At 41.2% G+C, this 15,518-nt stretch carries 17 protein-coding genes and 1 pseudogene; 9 read left to right on the forward strand and 9 right to left on the reverse strand.

Annotation, left to right across the window (positions count from 1 at the left end; all coding sequences use genetic code 11):
• Nucleotides 1–8: 8 nt before the first annotated feature.
• The 4 genes from V7783_RS08940 to V7783_RS08955 form a co-directional block, all read right to left on the reverse strand.
• Nucleotides 9–245 (reverse strand): EF-hand domain-containing protein, encoded by a 237-nt coding sequence (locus V7783_RS08940; protein WP_335678436.1) that lies wholly within the window; start codon nt 243–245, stop codon nt 9–11.
• Nucleotides 246–258: 13 nt separating this feature from the next.
• Entirely contained in the window at nt 259–495 is a 237-nt protein-coding gene (locus V7783_RS08945; RefSeq protein WP_335678437.1) for an EF-hand domain-containing protein, read from the reverse strand.
• A gap of 128 nt (nt 496–623) precedes the next feature.
• A complete protein-coding gene (locus V7783_RS08950) occupies nt 624–851 on the reverse strand; it encodes a hypothetical protein (RefSeq protein ID WP_335678438.1) in 228 nt (75 codons plus the stop codon).
• Nucleotides 852–874: 23 nt separating this feature from the next.
• Nucleotides 875–1,102 carry an EF-hand domain-containing protein gene (locus tag V7783_RS08955; RefSeq protein ID WP_335678439.1) on the reverse strand — a complete coding sequence of 76 codons (228 nt, stop codon included), beginning with the start codon at nt 1,100–1,102 and terminating at the stop codon, nt 875–877.
• Between the two features lie 315 nt (nt 1,103–1,417).
• On the opposite strand from V7783_RS08955, the gene V7783_RS08960 reads away from it, so the two are divergent.
• From V7783_RS08960 to V7783_RS08975, 4 genes are read left to right on the forward strand one after another with little or no spacing between them, the layout of a single operon-like run.
• Entirely contained in the window at nt 1,418–2,887 is a 1,470-nt protein-coding gene (locus tag V7783_RS08960; protein WP_335678499.1) for a sensor histidine kinase, read from the forward strand.
• A gap of 1 nt (nt 2,888) precedes the next feature.
• The gene (locus V7783_RS08965) at nt 2,889–3,431 is read left to right on the forward strand and encodes a hypothetical protein (protein WP_335678440.1); all 543 of its coding nucleotides are present in this window, start codon (nt 2,889–2,891) and stop codon (nt 3,429–3,431) included.
• 2 nt (nt 3,432–3,433) lie between these two features.
• Nucleotides 3,434–4,783, forward strand: a complete 1,350-nt coding sequence (locus V7783_RS08970; protein WP_335678441.1) for a sigma 54-interacting transcriptional regulator — start codon at nt 3,434–3,436, stop codon at nt 4,781–4,783.
• A gap of 8 nt (nt 4,784–4,791) precedes the next feature.
• Nucleotides 4,792–5,292, forward strand: coding sequence for a DUF1543 domain-containing protein (locus tag V7783_RS08975; protein WP_335678442.1), 501 nt, complete (start codon nt 4,792–4,794; stop codon nt 5,290–5,292).
• 37 nt (nt 5,293–5,329) lie between these two features.
• Here the strand turns inward: V7783_RS08975 and V7783_RS08980 are convergent, their stop codons facing one another.
• The 4 genes from V7783_RS08980 to pdsR form a co-directional block, all read right to left on the reverse strand.
• Nucleotides 5,330–5,563 (reverse strand): hypothetical protein, encoded by a 234-nt coding sequence (locus tag V7783_RS08980; protein ID WP_335678443.1) that lies wholly within the window; start codon nt 5,561–5,563, stop codon nt 5,330–5,332.
• A gap of 50 nt (nt 5,564–5,613) precedes the next feature.
• Entirely contained in the window at nt 5,614–5,772 is a 159-nt protein-coding gene (locus V7783_RS08985) for a hypothetical protein (RefSeq protein ID WP_335678444.1), read from the reverse strand.
• A 107-nt stretch (nt 5,773–5,879) separates the two neighbouring features.
• Nucleotides 5,880–8,027, reverse strand: coding sequence for a proteobacterial dedicated sortase system histidine kinase (gene pdsS, locus V7783_RS08990; protein ID WP_335678445.1), 2,148 nt, complete (start codon nt 8,025–8,027; stop codon nt 5,880–5,882).
• Nucleotides 8,027–8,716: a proteobacterial dedicated sortase system response regulator gene (gene pdsR, locus V7783_RS08995; RefSeq protein WP_064665911.1), complete on the reverse strand. Its 690-nt coding sequence runs from the start codon at nt 8,714–8,716 to the stop codon at nt 8,027–8,029. The genes pdsS and pdsR overlap by 1 nt, the downstream gene beginning before the upstream one ends.
• Before the next feature lie 224 nt (nt 8,717–8,940).
• Between pdsR and pdsO the strand changes: the two genes are divergently transcribed.
• From pdsO to V7783_RS09010, 3 genes and pseudogenes are all read left to right on the forward strand, one after another.
• Nucleotides 8,941–9,678: a sortase-associated OmpA-like protein PdsO gene (pdsO, locus tag V7783_RS09000; protein WP_064665528.1), complete on the forward strand. Its 738-nt coding sequence runs from the start codon at nt 8,941–8,943 to the stop codon at nt 9,676–9,678.
• Nucleotides 9,679–9,717: 39 nt separating this feature from the next.
• On the forward strand, nt 9,718–11,745 hold the full coding sequence (locus V7783_RS09005; RefSeq protein ID WP_335678446.1) for a marine proteobacterial sortase target protein: 2,028 nt from the start codon (nt 9,718–9,720) through the stop codon (nt 11,743–11,745).
• 62 nt (nt 11,746–11,807) lie between these two features.
• Nucleotides 11,808–12,227: pseudogene (locus V7783_RS09010) on the forward strand (class GN sortase); the annotation flags it as partial.
• Here V7783_RS09010 and V7783_RS09015 read toward each other — a convergent pair.
• Nucleotides 12,227–13,204, reverse strand: a complete 978-nt coding sequence (locus tag V7783_RS09015) for a DMT family transporter (RefSeq protein WP_335678447.1) — start codon at nt 13,202–13,204, stop codon at nt 12,227–12,229. The pseudogene V7783_RS09010 and the gene V7783_RS09015 overlap by 1 nt on opposite strands.
• Nucleotides 13,205–13,316: 112 nt before the next feature.
• Between V7783_RS09015 and proB the strand changes: the two genes are divergently transcribed.
• On the forward strand, nt 13,317–14,420 hold the full coding sequence (proB, locus tag V7783_RS09020) for a glutamate 5-kinase (RefSeq protein WP_335678448.1): 1,104 nt from the start codon (nt 13,317–13,319) through the stop codon (nt 14,418–14,420).
• A gap of 69 nt (nt 14,421–14,489) precedes the next feature.
• Nucleotides 14,490–15,464, forward strand: a complete 975-nt coding sequence (locus tag V7783_RS09025) for a GGDEF domain-containing protein (protein WP_335678449.1) — start codon at nt 14,490–14,492, stop codon at nt 15,462–15,464.
• The last annotated feature ends 54 nt before the right edge of the window (nt 15,465–15,518 follow it).

A 15,518-nucleotide genomic window follows, 5' to 3' on the forward strand; every position in this document is an offset into this window, starting at 1 on the left:
CACTAAACTTATTTACTTGCGTACAGGCTAAACTCTGCCAGCGATAACCTGTTATCTTTATCGCTGTCATAGCTTTTAAAGCGTGACCATAAAGCGGGATCTTTTGCTGACTCTGAGCGACTCAGTAAACCGTCTTCATTACGGTCTAATTTTTTGAATTGCTCAGCGATATTATCAGTTGTTGCAAAACTGCCACAACTAACAGCAAGGAGTAAAATTAATCCCAATTGTGTGGTGTATTTCATAGGGGGAAACTCATTAATGCAGGTTGTTAGTTAAAAAATTTTTAAATTCGACAAGTGAAACTCTATCGTCTCGGTCGCTATCCCAGCGCTGAAACTGCTTTAGTAGCTGCGGCTGAGCATCCAACTCATTTTTGGTTAAGTAACCATCTTTATTACTATCTAAATGGTCAAAACGTTGTTTTACATCCAGCGCCATTGCACTAAAGCTGGTCGCTAGTAGCATAGTTAATATTGCTAATATGCCTTTCATTGTTAAGGTCCTTTTAGTTAACCTAAACTTCGCTTAGTTCAAGATAAAGTATTTGCCATAATTTAAGTCCCAACATTAAATCCATTTACACACTCCCTCCGGGATTATGGCAAATACTTTAGAACCTTTTAAATCTTAAAGTTTGCAAACTCTTGCTCTGATAAAAATTCGTCATTATTATCATCAAGATCAGTAAATTGCTTCAGCAAGGCGTCGTTTTTCTTCGCTTCAAGCAATGATATTTGGCCATCTGCATTGGTATCTAATTGTGCAAATTTAACGTTTGCTTGCGATGCTAAAACGGTGGCACTAATGATTAAAAACATTAATGAAAAGGCGGCGATAAGTTGTTTCATAGCTGTATTTCCTTATAGGCAAGTTATTGTAAAAACTGCTTAAACTCAGTTAGAGATAGTTGACCATTTTGGTCTTTATCTATTTGCTCAAAGCTTTCGTGCAGTACGGCATCTTCAGAAGCTTCCGCTTCACTTAATGTGCCATTACTGTCTTTATCAAGCTCAGCGAAGGTAGCCTCAACATCAATAGCAAAGCTATTAAAACTAAACAGTGCGCTGCAGCACAAACATAATGGGGCTAATATTTTCATATAATTACCTAAACAATAGTGGTTGCTTCAAGTGTTACAAGAATAATGCCAATAAAATAAATTCATAAATATCAGTGTTTTATGTGTTTTTGGTGAAAGTGGGTGTGAAATAATGACTCGGTAGTGTGTCTTTTTTGCAACAAACTTTTACGCTAATCAAAAAAGTTATTTGAAAACAGTCAATTAAGTTGTTTCAATTTAGCGTCAGTCAGTTTATATAGCGCTACACAGTTCGCCTTATTCATTATTCTTATTGATTCAGCTAGTGTATAAGTAACACCTTCCATAATCAGACATTTAACTAAAGGAGTAGCGATAGTGGCCTCATTCGCTAAAAAGTACAGTGCATTACTTCGTTGGCGACCTAATTTAATTGGCCAGTTCTTGTTTAGTACTTTGTTATCGCTGCTGCCATTATCACTGGTCGTGATTGTATTTTTAAATGCCTTAAATAAACAGCTTGCCGTGACTCAGCAAATCGTCAGTGATAATTATCAAATAACTAAGTCGTTTAATAATCTCAAACAAGACCTCAATAGTTTAGAGCGGGCGACGCGGCAAAATTGGGTGCTAAAAAGTGAATCACTTGATGAATTGATTGTTGATAAGTGGCAATCGTCGTTACAGAATATCGATGAACTCACTTTTATTAGCCCTGCAGAGGATTATGTTAGTCAATGGCAGCAACTTGCCAAAGAGTTGCAGTTAGCGCATTCAAAGCTTGTTAGCGAAGGGTTGCAAGATGCGCAATTATTTATTCCGGTGAGTGAATTAATTGCTCGGCAAACGTTATGGTTAAGAGACCAAAATGAACTACAAATAACTAAAAATCAGCAACAGTTAAAAGCCTTACAAGATTCATTTATAAACTGGTTAGTGGCGCTTACTCCATTAACATTACTCGTTGGCGGCGGATTTTTGTGGCGTATTAGTGGCCGATTAAAAGGCTTAACGTCGGTTATTGATAAGCTTGGACAAGGTCATTGGCAGCAAAAAATATCAGTGCAGGGTTCTGCCGAACTAGTGGAGCTGGGTAATAAATTACAATGGGTGCAAGAACAGTTGCATCAATTAGAGCAACAAAAAGATACCTTCTTACGCCATGTTACCCATGAACTGAAAACCCCATTAGCATCAATGGTTGAAGGTACTGATTTATTAGCCGATGAAATTGTAGGACCAATTAATAAAGAACAACAAGCTGTATTAGAGCTTATCACGCAGAGTATGGTGCGTCTGCGAGCAATGATAGACAGTTTACTTAGCTACAATGCAATTCGCAGCAGTAAAGAAGACTTAAGTGAGCTGGTTTTTTCGCAATTAATAACCAAGATCAACAGCCACTTTGAACACCGCTTAGTGGCACGTAAGCAAAGTTTATGTTGGCATTGTGATTTACCCGAGCAGCCGCTAGAAATAGCTGCGGAGCTGGTTGAAATGATTTTAATACAATTAATTTCTAATGGCTTGAAATTTTCACCGCAACAGCAAGCTGTTGATATCCATTTATCGTTAGCGGGACATACTTTAAAAATGATCGTCAGTGATCAGGGCACTGGTATTCAGGAGCAAGAAAAATCACATATTTTTAGTGCTTTTTATCAAGGTAAAAATGCCAAAGATGTGACCGCGCAAGGTAGCGGCTTAGGACTGACAATTGTAAAGGAGTCTGTTGAGCAATTAATGGGAACTTTGCAGCTTGAGCATAATGAGCCACAAGGGTGTCGTTTTGTTATTCAAATACCAACCATTAATCCAACCAATAAAAACCAAGGAGTTAATTAGCATGGGCGTGCGTTTAAATGCCATTTTTGTGGTTTGTTTTACCACTTTAGGGCTCGCTGGGTGTGAGTTAACTGAACAACCAGTAAAAGCAAACAATATTGAAACAGCGCCAGTTACGAAAGTGGTTGAGCCACACACTGATGGTTTACCAAACCCTAAGCCTCGGCCAAAAACAGATCCTATGTATCCACCAGCAGAAATAATTATTGGTTGGCATGCGAAGGCCTGTGGTGGCTTTAAAGTTGCGGCGAGTAAAGTTGCTTATATTGGTACTAAAGAGATCCAGAATTATTTTGATTTTAGTTGTAAAAATAATGTATTAGCACCGGAAAAAGTTTTAACTCAATTACTAAAACTTGATCAAGCGTATTATTGGCCAGATGATATAAAACAGTATTTATGGTTGCAAAAACAACAAATAAATCAGCAGATAGACGCTAAAAAACAGCAGCAAGCGCTGAATAATAAAATGCAAGAGACACTGTCATCGCTGGCGACGATCGAACAGCAATTATTATTACGCGAAGAAACCAAGGAGCAGTAATCATGTCAATAGAACAAAACCAAGGCGCACGAATTTTACTGGTTGATGACGATGCAAGTTTATTAAAGCTGTTGGCTATTCGTATTGAATCAAAAGGCTATCAAGTTACAACCTGTGAAAGTGGTATTGCTGCTTTACAGCTATTAAAAAATCATGTCTATGATGCTGTGGTTACCGACTTGCGGATGGATGAAATGGATGGCATGGCATTGCATCGTCAGCTGCAAAAACGTTACCCAGCATTGCCGGTGATCATGATGACGGCTCACGGTTCCATTCCAGATGCGGTTGAGGCCACCAAACAGGGGATTTTTGCTTTTATTACTAAACCGGTAGATAAAGATGAATTGTTCGATAGTTTAGCCAAAGCAATTGAAATACATGGCCTGAGCGCCGATGAAAACACATCAAGCAGTAATATAGTGACTCGCAGTGGAGCTATGTTGCATTTGCTTGAACAAGTTAAGTTACTGGGACCGACTCATGTCAATGTGTTGATCTCAGGTGCTAGTGGCACAGGTAAAGAGTTACTAGCGAATGCGATTCATCAACACAGTCATGTCAGTGAAGGCCCATTCGTAGCAATTAACTGTGGTGCGGTGCCTGGGGAGTTACTTGAATCTGAATTATTCGGCCATAAAAAAGGCGCATTTACAGGCGCAGTTAAAGATCACCAGGGGTTATTTCAACAAGCCCAAGGTGGCACCTTATTTTTAGATGAAATAGGTGATATGCCACTTAATTTACAAGTTAAGTTATTACGTGTCCTGCAAGAAAAAACCATTCGTCCAGTGGGCTTTCAAGAAGAGATCCCGATAGATGTACGGATAGTCTCAGCGACCCATAAAAATTTACCGGATGCGATTGCCAATCAACAATTTCGTGAAGATTTATATTATCGCTTAAATGTTGTTAACCTAAAATTACCGCCACTGTGTGAGCGCAGAGAAGATGTGAGTTTATTAGCGCAGTATTTTAGCGCCACTATAGCCAAACGTATGGGACAAAAAGAAAAACGCTTTGCCAGTGATGCAATGCACGCATTAGTTCGTCACGATTGGCCAGGTAATATTCGCCAGTTACAAAATGTTGTTGAGCAGGTAGTTGCACTTACCCCTGGCGAGGTAATATCGGTACAGCTGGTGGAGAGTGCGCTTAATAGTAATGAAAGTAATGTTGAGCCGCTTTCGCTAAATGATGCTAAAAAAGAGTTTGAGCGCGATTATGTTATTAACACCTTGAAAATGGCGGGTGGTAATGTGGCTGAAGGGGCAAAACTGGCTAAACGTAACCGTTCAGATTTTTATAAGCTAATAAAAAAACACAACATAGACGTTGATAGCATTTGTTAGGAGAAAACATGCAATTATTTATGGTGTATTTAGGTGGGCGGATCCAAGGCTGCCATATAGAAATGCATGATGTTCGTTTTGTGGTAGGGGAGTCAATTGAGCAAACTTACACAAAGTTAAAAGTCCAGTGGGTTGGTGATAAAAACAGTGTGCATATGGATAGCTTTATGGCGGTCAATCATATCGATGGTTTTGCCGTAACTGTTGTTGATGAGCCTGTTGAACAAGCTGAGCAGTTATACTTTGTAAATTTAGGGGCGTACCGGGCTGACAGTTTAGCGGAGCAACATGATTTTGCTTTGTATGTCGCCCGCAGTAGTGACGAAGCTAAACAAAGAGCAAAAGAGCATTTACTGGCTGGCCTAAGCCATATTCATAAAGATGACTTATACGACGTAGATGATTGCTTTGCGGTTGATTTACTCGACAGCCAACTTCACATAAAGCTCACCCCGAGTGGGCAGTCCCAGAGCATTAAACCAGATTGGTTTGGTTATCATATTTTATAGAAGTATTGTTTGATTAAGTTGCTAACTGACTAAGCGGCTAATCGTGGTCGCTTTGTTCTGTACGCTCTTGGTCTTCGCTATTACTGGCAATTTTAAAGGCAATAATCACCAAGCCAAACATGGCAAAAGGTAGGGCTGCAAGTAAGTACTCTGTAAGGTTACTGTCAGCAAAGCTGGCTTGTAATAAAAAGTGCCCTGCGACGCAGAGTATGATCACAATGAGGAGAATAGGTAATAAAATAAGTTCTTTTTTGGCTGAATGAGTTTTCATTATTAGGCGGTGCTTTTACAAGGTGCGCCATTGTAATGAGCAAAGCGGTTTTAGGTCAAATAACTTGTTTTATAAATAACACCTGATTGCGCTGTATCAAGCTTTTCAGCCTCAGGTTCTAAGTCTTCACTGGTGGCCTCATCACACTCAGCATGATTATACAGGTCGAATATAAAATCGATTTCTTCGCGCTTTAACACAGTTTGCATTTTAACCTCCTAATAATCAGTCTAAAATTTGCTGATACTAAGAATATGCCTGTGAGCCTGAATTATAGGTGAACACTTATTGATCAAAGTGTGTAGAAATGTAACCCTCAGCTTTTTTGGGTTACATTTTTAGCGACAGGTATCCTGACAATGAACTCAACACCATCACCTAGTTGATTATTAACCGCTTTTACACTGCCTTTATGATATTCACACACTAAACGAACAATATATAAACCCAAACCTAAATGAGGCTGCTGTTGCAGTTGTTGGCTACGTACGGACACCATAGAGTCAAAAATATGTTCAGCCAGTCCCTCTGGTAATAATGGCCCGTTATTTTTAACCGTTAAAACAGCATCGTTATCGTTTTTAGTTAAGCTGACACTAATTGCGCTATCACAAAGGTTAAACTCTAATGCATTATTAATGAGTTTATCGAGTAACTGAGCGACAAATTCAGGCGCCCCTATCATTGTTAAAGGAGAGTCGCAAATATCGACTGTAAACTCTTGTTGCGGGTAGGTGAGTTGATAGCCCTGCATACAGCCTGTTATTACTTTGCGTAAATCAAATAGTTCAGCTTCAGCGCTTTGGATGCTTTGTTCAAGTCGTGTTGCTTCGCTCATGGTGGTAATAATTTTACCTAAACGCTCAACCCCTTCACTGGCACGATCGAGGTATTTTTGGCTAAGCTCACTTTGTGGCTGCATTTGTAAGTTCTCCAGCGAGCTTCGCACTACTGCAACAGGGGTTCTCAGCTCATGGGATAATCGCGACGACATGGTTTCTAAATAATTAGTATAACCGCCTAAGCGACCAACAATATTTGCAAAGCTACGTGATAAATCGCCAATCTCATCGTTTGCGTCACTATAATCAATGCTACCCGTTACTCGACCTTGAGCATCAATGGCTTGCTCTGCGGTATCACGAAGGCGGCGGATCCTAGTTGATATTCTCGAAGCAAAAAAGAACAGGGTAACTGTGCCTATTAGCATGACCGCTAAAATTACATTAAACAGTTTTTCCAATGATTTATTTCGTAACGTGCGTACACCGTTGGTGGTCTCTTCGGCGACCACGGCACCAATTACTTTATCTTGGATCCAAATAGGATAAGCGGCAGATAAAATAACCGCTTTGTTATCTGGGGTCAGTCGCCATGATGAGGCCGGTGTTCCCGTAAGTGCTTTACCTATGTGTGTACCTTGCATAGCCGCAACATCATGTAAGGTATCTAAAAACTCATTCTCAGGACGGGTAAGTACTTTATAGTAAAGTGGGTGCAGGTAGTTTTTCTCAAACCGTTGCCACCAGGTTTTTGCGGGTTGATCATTAAGCCCATCGGCCCACACGCCGTCGGCATGATGAATCGATCCCGACTGTGCTAATACGCGATGATGATTATCAACCACCCAAATACGGCTGCCGCTGTGCCCCATGCCTTTTAAAATTCGGTTTATTTCAGGGGAAGGAACCAGAACAGAGCCAATATCATTGGGATTTTGTAAATTTGAAGTCGACATAGTCTGTGGCTCAGGCTTGCCTTGATCCCAATCTTCAATTGCAAAGCCGAGCTTATTACCAAGCATACTTAACGGAAAGCGCAGTTCAATATTGTAACCGTTATCTGTACTAATAAAGTAACCTTGGATTTTAGTAACTGGCTGCTTAGTTTCGGCGTCAAAGGCATTCACCCAGCCATCTTGGCGAGCGGCAACTATATAGTGTTTAAATTGCCCCTGTGGGGTTTTTAACATGATCTGTAAATGGTCGTTGCGGGTTAAGCTCAAACTGTTTTTAGCACGATAAACTAACGAGTCATCGGTTACTTTAAAAACCGCATATAAAAATTCGCTATACTTCCCCACCATGTGATCAAAAGACAGATCCGAACTTTGATGATCGGTTTTATCTCCTTGTAAATACCGTTCATCATAGTGCCACATTAAACTTTGATACGGTTGCCAGTCAGATAATTTACCGTCGAGCTGAATCGGGTTACTGAGGTTATATGCATAAAGATCACGGCCTTTGACGACTTGATCTAAAAAGTTGGTTTGCGAATCAAATAGCGCTGGGCGCTCATGTAGTGCTGTAGCGAGTGCGCGGGTAGTGCCGACGAGGGTTTTTTCTTGCCCTTGGCGTAAAAACTTCTCCATTTCCCACACATATTCATAGCCTAACCAAGGCAATAAAAATAGAAAGCATGACAGCAAAATAAACTTGCTGCGCAAACCAAACCGCAGCATTACAGTTGCTCCCAGCGATAACCCATACCGTACACGGTGTCGATACAATCAAACTGCGCATCTAAGGCAATAAACTTTTTACGGATCCGTTTAACATGAGAAGTGATAGTACTGTCGTCGACATAAATCTTTGCATCACTCATTAATTCGTGGCGGCTTTTAACATGCCCTGGGCGTTGGGCTAGTGAATGCACCATCCAAAACTCTGTGACGGTTAAATCGACTAACTGCTGCAGCCAAAACACTTGCATACGTTTTGTATCAAGAGTGAGAGGACCGCGGTTGAGTAAGGCATTTTGATCTGCAGGTTGCTCAAGGGCTTCCATGCGTCTAAACAGCGCACCAATACGCGCTGCTAAATGTGCCATGCTGATGTCTTTAGTAAGGTAGTCATCTGCGCCCATGCGCAGGCCGCAAACGGTATCAATTTCGCTATCGCGAGCCGTTAAAAAAATAATCGGCAAGGTTTTAGAAAGTGAACGTAAGGTTTGGCACAGCAAAAAGCCGCCATCAATTTCATGACCTAAACCAATATCGACAATTGCTAAATCTGGCAAGGTGTCGTTAAAAGCATGCTCTGCACTTTGACGGTCACTATAACCACAGACCTGATACCCTTGTGCGCTGAGCATTTCCATGTAGTTTTCGCGGATTGCAGTTTCATCTTCAATGATGGCTATTTTCTTCATCGTTATACCTTTGTTTTGTTCTCGTTGCACTATACCTAATTTTTTTCCTTGGGTACTGGCAAAAAGGCAATTGCCATTTTTTTGCCACAATTGCTCAGCAGTTTGCCTTTTTTGCTCCCCTTTGTTGCCACTTCAACTTGTTTTAATAGCGTTATACCAAATCGGGCAGCTACCAACCCATGAGTTGCCAACTATTAAGTTATTAAGCAAAAAAGGATTACACCATGAAAAAAATTATTATCGCTTGCACTATCGCTGCTATTTTTGCAGCACCTAACTTAGCGCACGCTGACACAAAAACAGTGACCGCAAATGAAACCCATAAAGAAACGGTTATTGGCTTAAGCACCGGTGCAATTTTAGGCGGTATTGTTGGCGGCCCAATTGGTGCTTTTGTTGGTGCATTTGCTGGTGGTTTAATTGGCGATAAAGAAGTGGCTGAAGATAAAATTGCCGAGCAACAACGTGCGTTAGTTGTACTGCAAGATAAAACCGATGATTACCAGCATGTACTGGCGCAAAATACGCAAATGAGTGAACAACTCGATATGCTTGAAGCCAATAATGAACGCCTTGCCTTAGCGCAAATGCATAACCTAATGGCAATGACTATCCAATTTAAAACCGCTTCAAGTGAGATTGCTCCGCACTTTGCCAGCCAACTTGATCAGCTAGTTAACTTATTACAAAGCCAACCTGACTTGCAGTTAGATTTAAATGGCTTTGCCGATCAGCGTGGTGATGAGCTTGCTAACCTAATGCTTTCAAAACAGCGCGTTGAGGCTGTGCAACGTTATTTGATCCAGCAAGGGATCGCGCCAACTCGTTTAACAGCCACTGCATTTGGTGAACAACAAACAGTGGCTGATAACGATAACTATGAAGAAAACATGTTTGATCGCCGTGTAACGTTAACAACTCGTCCAAGCACACAGCCGTACAGCCAAACTGCGAGTAATTAATTGCCATTTTGCCAAGTAGCTGCCAAGGGAGTGAATTTTATGTTGAGTAAACCAAGCAAAGTGCTGACCCGTAGCCGATTATGGCTTCGGGGAAGCCTTTTTACCGTTATCGCGTTTGTTAATTTTGCGAGTAACGCAAGTGCATCGCCAGAGTTAATTATGTTCGACAGTAATGGTGCTAAGGCTGCACCTGGGGTTATTGTAAAAAGTGCTGCCACAATGACAGTCACTGGATTGATAAACCATGTTGTAGTAACTCAACATTATCGCAATGAAAATCCATTTGCCGTTAATGCACGTTATGTTTTTCCGCTGCCCGAAGAAAGTGCAGTGCATGCCATGACAATGCACATTGGCGAGCGAGTGATTAAAGGTGAAATTGATAAAAAAGCACAAGCTGAGCTGCGTTTTCAACAGGCGCAACAAGCAGGAAAACAAGCTGCTTTAGTCCATCAGCAGCGCTCAAACATGTTTGTCACTAACGTGGCAAACATCGGCCCAGGCGACGACGTGCAAATAGAGCTGAAATATCAAGAAGTGATTGATTATCGCAGTGGTACATTTGCACTGCGATTTCCAACCACAATCACGCCGCGTTACCATCCATTTAATGCAGTGCTACAAGAGCAAGGCGAGCGTCCAAATGTTGAAAAGCAACCTGCTAGTTTATTTGCGCCATCAGGTTGGATCACACCTTTTTATGCAACCACGAGCCATGGCGATGCACCACAAAGTGAATTTAGTTTAACAATTAATATTGATGTTGGTTTAGAGTTGGTTGATATTCAATCAAAGTATCATCAAATTGCAATTGAAAACCCAGCCTTTGGCCAATATCAAGTAGCCTTAAATGAGCCTAATGCAGTAAACCGTGATTTTTTACTGGAGTTTAAACCACTGCAAAAAGAGCAAGCGCAAGCTGCATTTTTTACCGAGCAGCTTAATAATGGTGAGCGGTTTGGTTTGCTAATGCTGCTGCCGCCAGATGATCATTTTACGCAAACCCAGCGATTAGCTAGAGAGATGATTTTTGTCGTTGACACTTCAGGCTCCATGCATGGTCAGTCAATGGAGCAAGCTAAAAGTGCGCTGCACTATGCTTTATCGTTACTTGATAGCAATGATAGTTTTAACATTATTGGCTTTGACGACCAAATAATGCCGATGAGTAATAACCCTGTGCCAGCAAATGATTTTAATTTACGTCGAGCTGAGCGATTTGTTTATAACTTACAAGCAGATGGCGGTACTGAAATTAAAGGGGCTTTAGATGCTGTACTAGATGGCCGTGAGCATCTGGGATATTTACGCCAAGTGGTATTTTTAACGGATGGCAGTGTCAGCAATGAAGATACCTTGTTTAAGCATATTAGCGCGCAGCTGGGAGATAGTCGTTTGTTTACGATTGGTATTGGCAGTGCGCCAAATAGCTATTTTATGCGCCGCGCCGCGGATGTTGGTCGGGGCACTTTTACTTATATTGGCAGCAGTGGCGATGTTAAGCCCAAAATGCAGCAGCTGTTTGATAAGTTAGCACACCCGGCAATTACGCAGCTTACGTTGACGAGTGAAGCCGTCAATCAGCAAGGCGAATATCAACAACTTGAATATTGGCCATCACCATTACCTGATTTATATTTTTCAGAGCCAGTAATGGTGGCGGTTAAACTTGATAACCAAGCTGCAATCAGATTAACTGGGCAAACAGCGCAAGGACCACTTGCAATAAAATTAAACACCCAACAAGGGCAATCAGCGCAGGGGATTGCAAGGCTATGGGCGCGTCAAAAAATTAAATCGTTATTACTTTATAACCAACAAGAGCAGGTAAAAGCACAAGTTGAGAGCTTGGCGCTTGAGCATCAATTACTCAGTCCATTCACCGCTTTTGTCGCCGTAGAACAAACACCTGCCAATATTTTTGCTGAACAAAATGTACAAGCTGCTAATCAGTTACCACAGGGGTTAACCATGCGATTACCGCAAACTGATGGCCAGAGTCGAATGTATATTTTGTTAGGGCTGTTGTTATTAACTGGATTTGCTGTGCTTAGGTTTAAAAAATGAAAACAGTGTTTGGCATCGTCTTGTTGATTACGGGTTTAGGCTTGCTCGGCCATGGTGGTTATATGCAAGGCAAAGCATGGCTGGCACAGCGACTAATAGAGCAGGCTTGGCAAGTGGCACTGACAACTCCAGATCAGCAGATTAGGCCATGGTTTTATGCTGATAGTTATGTAACGGCGCAATTAAATTGGCCAAGCCAAAAACAAACATTAACAATATTAGCAGGAGCCAGCGGGCGTAATTTAGCATTTGCTCCGAGTCACTTTTTACCCAGTGGCGAGCTTGGCTCTGATAGTGGCGTTTTGATTGCAGGGCATAACGATACCCACTTCGCATTTTTACAAAAAGTGGAAGTAGGCGAGCAGTTTAGTTTGCAAACTCAAAATGGCGTGATAGAGCAATATCAAGTGCGTGGGATTGATGTTATTCATCAATCCCAACATGACTTCTTAAAACAAGCTGGTTTGTACTTACTGACCTGTTACCCTTTTAACTCGTTAGCATCAGGCACTGAGTTACGCTTACTCGTTTCAGCAGATAAAGTATCTGCTGCTAATGTATCATCCGATAAAGCCTCGTCACTGACATCGATAACCAACTCTTGATGGCGTTGGCTTATCATCACGCCAATAAATACCACAAAAATACTTAACCATTGCCCTAAGGTGAGGATCTCTCCCAAAATAATTGCCGACAGAATAAGCGTGAAAATTGGAATTAAATTTGAATAGGCTGCGGCAGTAAGCACAGACACTTTACTAATTGCATAGTTATACATGCCATAGCCGCCGAGTGTGACACATGAGCCTAAATATAGAATGCTTAGTAAGGCGGTTAAATCGTGCTGATTTTCGCTAGGTAAATCAATAAATAGTAAAAATGGCGCAAAAAATAGGCTGCCACTAAAACCTTGTAGCGCAATGAGCGTAAGTGGTGAATAACGGGCGGCTAAGTGCTTTACTGAAACGGTATAAAATGCCGCACACACCATTGCCATTAACTCTAAAAAATTACCAAGTAATGGGTTTGGGGCTTGCTCTGACGTTGGCGACAGTAAAGTAAGTAAAATACTGCCGCCAATACAAAAGGTGAAACCAAGGACAATGGCTTTACTAATGTATTCTTTGAGCATAAAAAAAGCCAAAAATGCCACTATTATTGGCAAGCAGGAAACAATCACACCCGCTTGTGAGGCCGAGGTATATTCCATCGCATGGCCTTCAAATAAAAAGTACAAGCAGGGTTCAGCCAAGGACATACCCACTAAGTATTTCCAATCGCCTTTGTGATAGTCAAAACGGATCACATAACGCCATAAGCACAGTGCTAACACTAAGGTGGTGAGCATGCGCAAAAAAATCACTAAAGCGGGATCGTAAATTGCAATCGCATATTTTAATGCGATAAATGAGCTGCCCCATAAAAAGGTAGCAATGATCAAACAAAGGCTAGCTGGCATAAACGTCGTATGATTGTGGTAAAAGGCGATCCTAGCATGAATTTTTTTTACTTGTTCAAAAATCGATAAATGGTATAAATAAATCCTTCATTTTTGAACCGTAGTAAAAAGCATGCAAAGGGCACAGGTAATAGTGGTTAAGCTGGGAACGAGTGTACTCACCGGCGGCACCGATAAACTCGATAAAGCGCACATGGTCGAACTTGTTCGTCAATGTTGTGAATTAAAAAAACAAGGCCATCAAGTGGTGATGGTATCAAGTGGTGCTGTAGCGGCTGGTCGAGAGCAATTATTAAAACCCTGTGGTCGTTCAATACTTGATAAGCAGATGCTGGCTGCAATAGGCCAAGGACAATTAATACATACATGGCAAAGTTTATTCGCTTTATATGGTGTCAATGTCGGGCAAATGCTGCTTACCAGAGCTGACTTAGAAGATCGCGGCCGTTACTTAAATGCCCGTGATACGCTGATAGCTTTACTCAATTATGATGTAGTGCCAATTATTAATGAAAATGACGCCGTTGCGACTGCTGAAATTAAAGTGGGTGATAACGATAACCTTTCGGCGCTGGTGGCAATATTAGCAAATGCGGACAAACTCTTACTATTGACCGATCAAGAAGGCTTATTCACCAGTGACCCCCGAATTGATATTAATGCGCAACTTATTGATGAAGTAAATCATATTGATGATGAATTACGCCAACTTGCTGGTGGCAGTGGCACTAGCTTAGGCACCGGTGGCATGGCAACGAAATTACAAGCCGCTGATATCGCTCGTCGTGCTGGGGTTGAAGTGATCATTGCCAAAGGGGCGGGTGAAAATGTCATTCTTAACTGTATGAGCGAACAATTACCAGGCACCCGCTTTGTAAAGCTCACTGCGCCCAGAGATGGTCGTAAAAAATGGCTGTTAGCAGGGCCTAAAAGTAGTGGTCAGGTAGTTATAGATGATGGTGCAGTTAATGCCTTACAACAACAAGGCGCTAGTTTATTAGCCAAAGGTGTTCGCGGTGTACGCGGGCAGTTTGAACGTGGCGATTTGATTGATTTAGTCACCAGCGATCAGCAATTAGTAGCCCGTGGTTTAGTGCGCTTTAGTAAAGCGGAAACAGATTTAATTAAAGGCTGTCATTCCAGTGAAATTGCTAAATTATTAGCGTTTGATTGCGGTAGTGAAGTGATCCACAGAGATGATTTGGTGTTGTTCTAAACTAATTATTTAGTAAAACCGCAAAGCTAACCTAAACTAAATGTTATGTATTTGTTTAGGTTGGTTTAGATGATAGCAAACCCTTGCGGACATGAATGGATTGTATTCTTAACGCAACAAACCGAAGAACAGCCTTTAGATGCTGCGCTTATCACTGCTGTTTCAGGCCTGTCTGAAGTCAAAGTATTTGCGCTGTATATTAATAAACATTTCGATCCACAAATCCCTCCTACTTTACTCAATTCAGACAGTCAAATAGAACGACTTTCGTCTGATGAAGTGATGTACCTGTTAGATAAAGTAAGCAAAAATAAAGTACGTGTGAGCAGTGCATTTGGCTGCGTTACAACGTATGTGCCGATGTATTATTTAGGCACTGTTATTGGCCTATTAATAGTTGAATCAAAAGACGATTTGCCCGAAGGCATTGGCGTGTTAGCACTGCATATTTTAAATGTTTATGCTAATCAATTAGCCTTGCTCCATAAATCACGGTTAGACCCTTTAACAGAGTTACTTAATCGGCAAACGTTTGATAAAAAAGTGATTGAGCTTATTTCCAGTGATGAATTTTTAGCTCATGAAGAGCATTCGGGACAATTGCAGCCTTGGTACTTAGCAATCATTGATATCGATCATTTTAAGCGTGTGAATGATAACTTTGGTCATGTCATTGGAGACGAAGTTATTTTATTAGTTTCGCGGTTGCTAAAAAATAATTTCCGGTTTGAAGACTATGTTTTTCGTTATGGTGGTGAAGAGTTTGCGGTGTTATTTCAAAGTCATGACGAACATGCTGCCCACAATGCACTGAACCGCTTGCGAGCCAATATTGCCGAATATCCTTTTCCCCAAATAGGCTCATTGACGGTTAGCGCTGGTTTCTTAGAGCTCAATTATGTTGATATGGTTGCATCGTTAGTACATAAAGCAGATTTAGCACTGTATGAATCGAAAAATAACGGTCGGAATCAAGTTACTGCTTATAGCGATCTAAACTTAGTGGATGATATTGCCAGTGATGATGGCATAGAGCTTTTTTGAATCTTTTGCAGTGGCTTTAACTGTGCTAAAATCCACGCCCTTAAATCGTTGTAA

It is taken from the genome of Pseudoalteromonas sp., from assembly GCF_036960685.1.
Classification (GTDB): domain Bacteria; phylum Pseudomonadota; class Gammaproteobacteria; order Enterobacterales; family Alteromonadaceae; genus Pseudoalteromonas.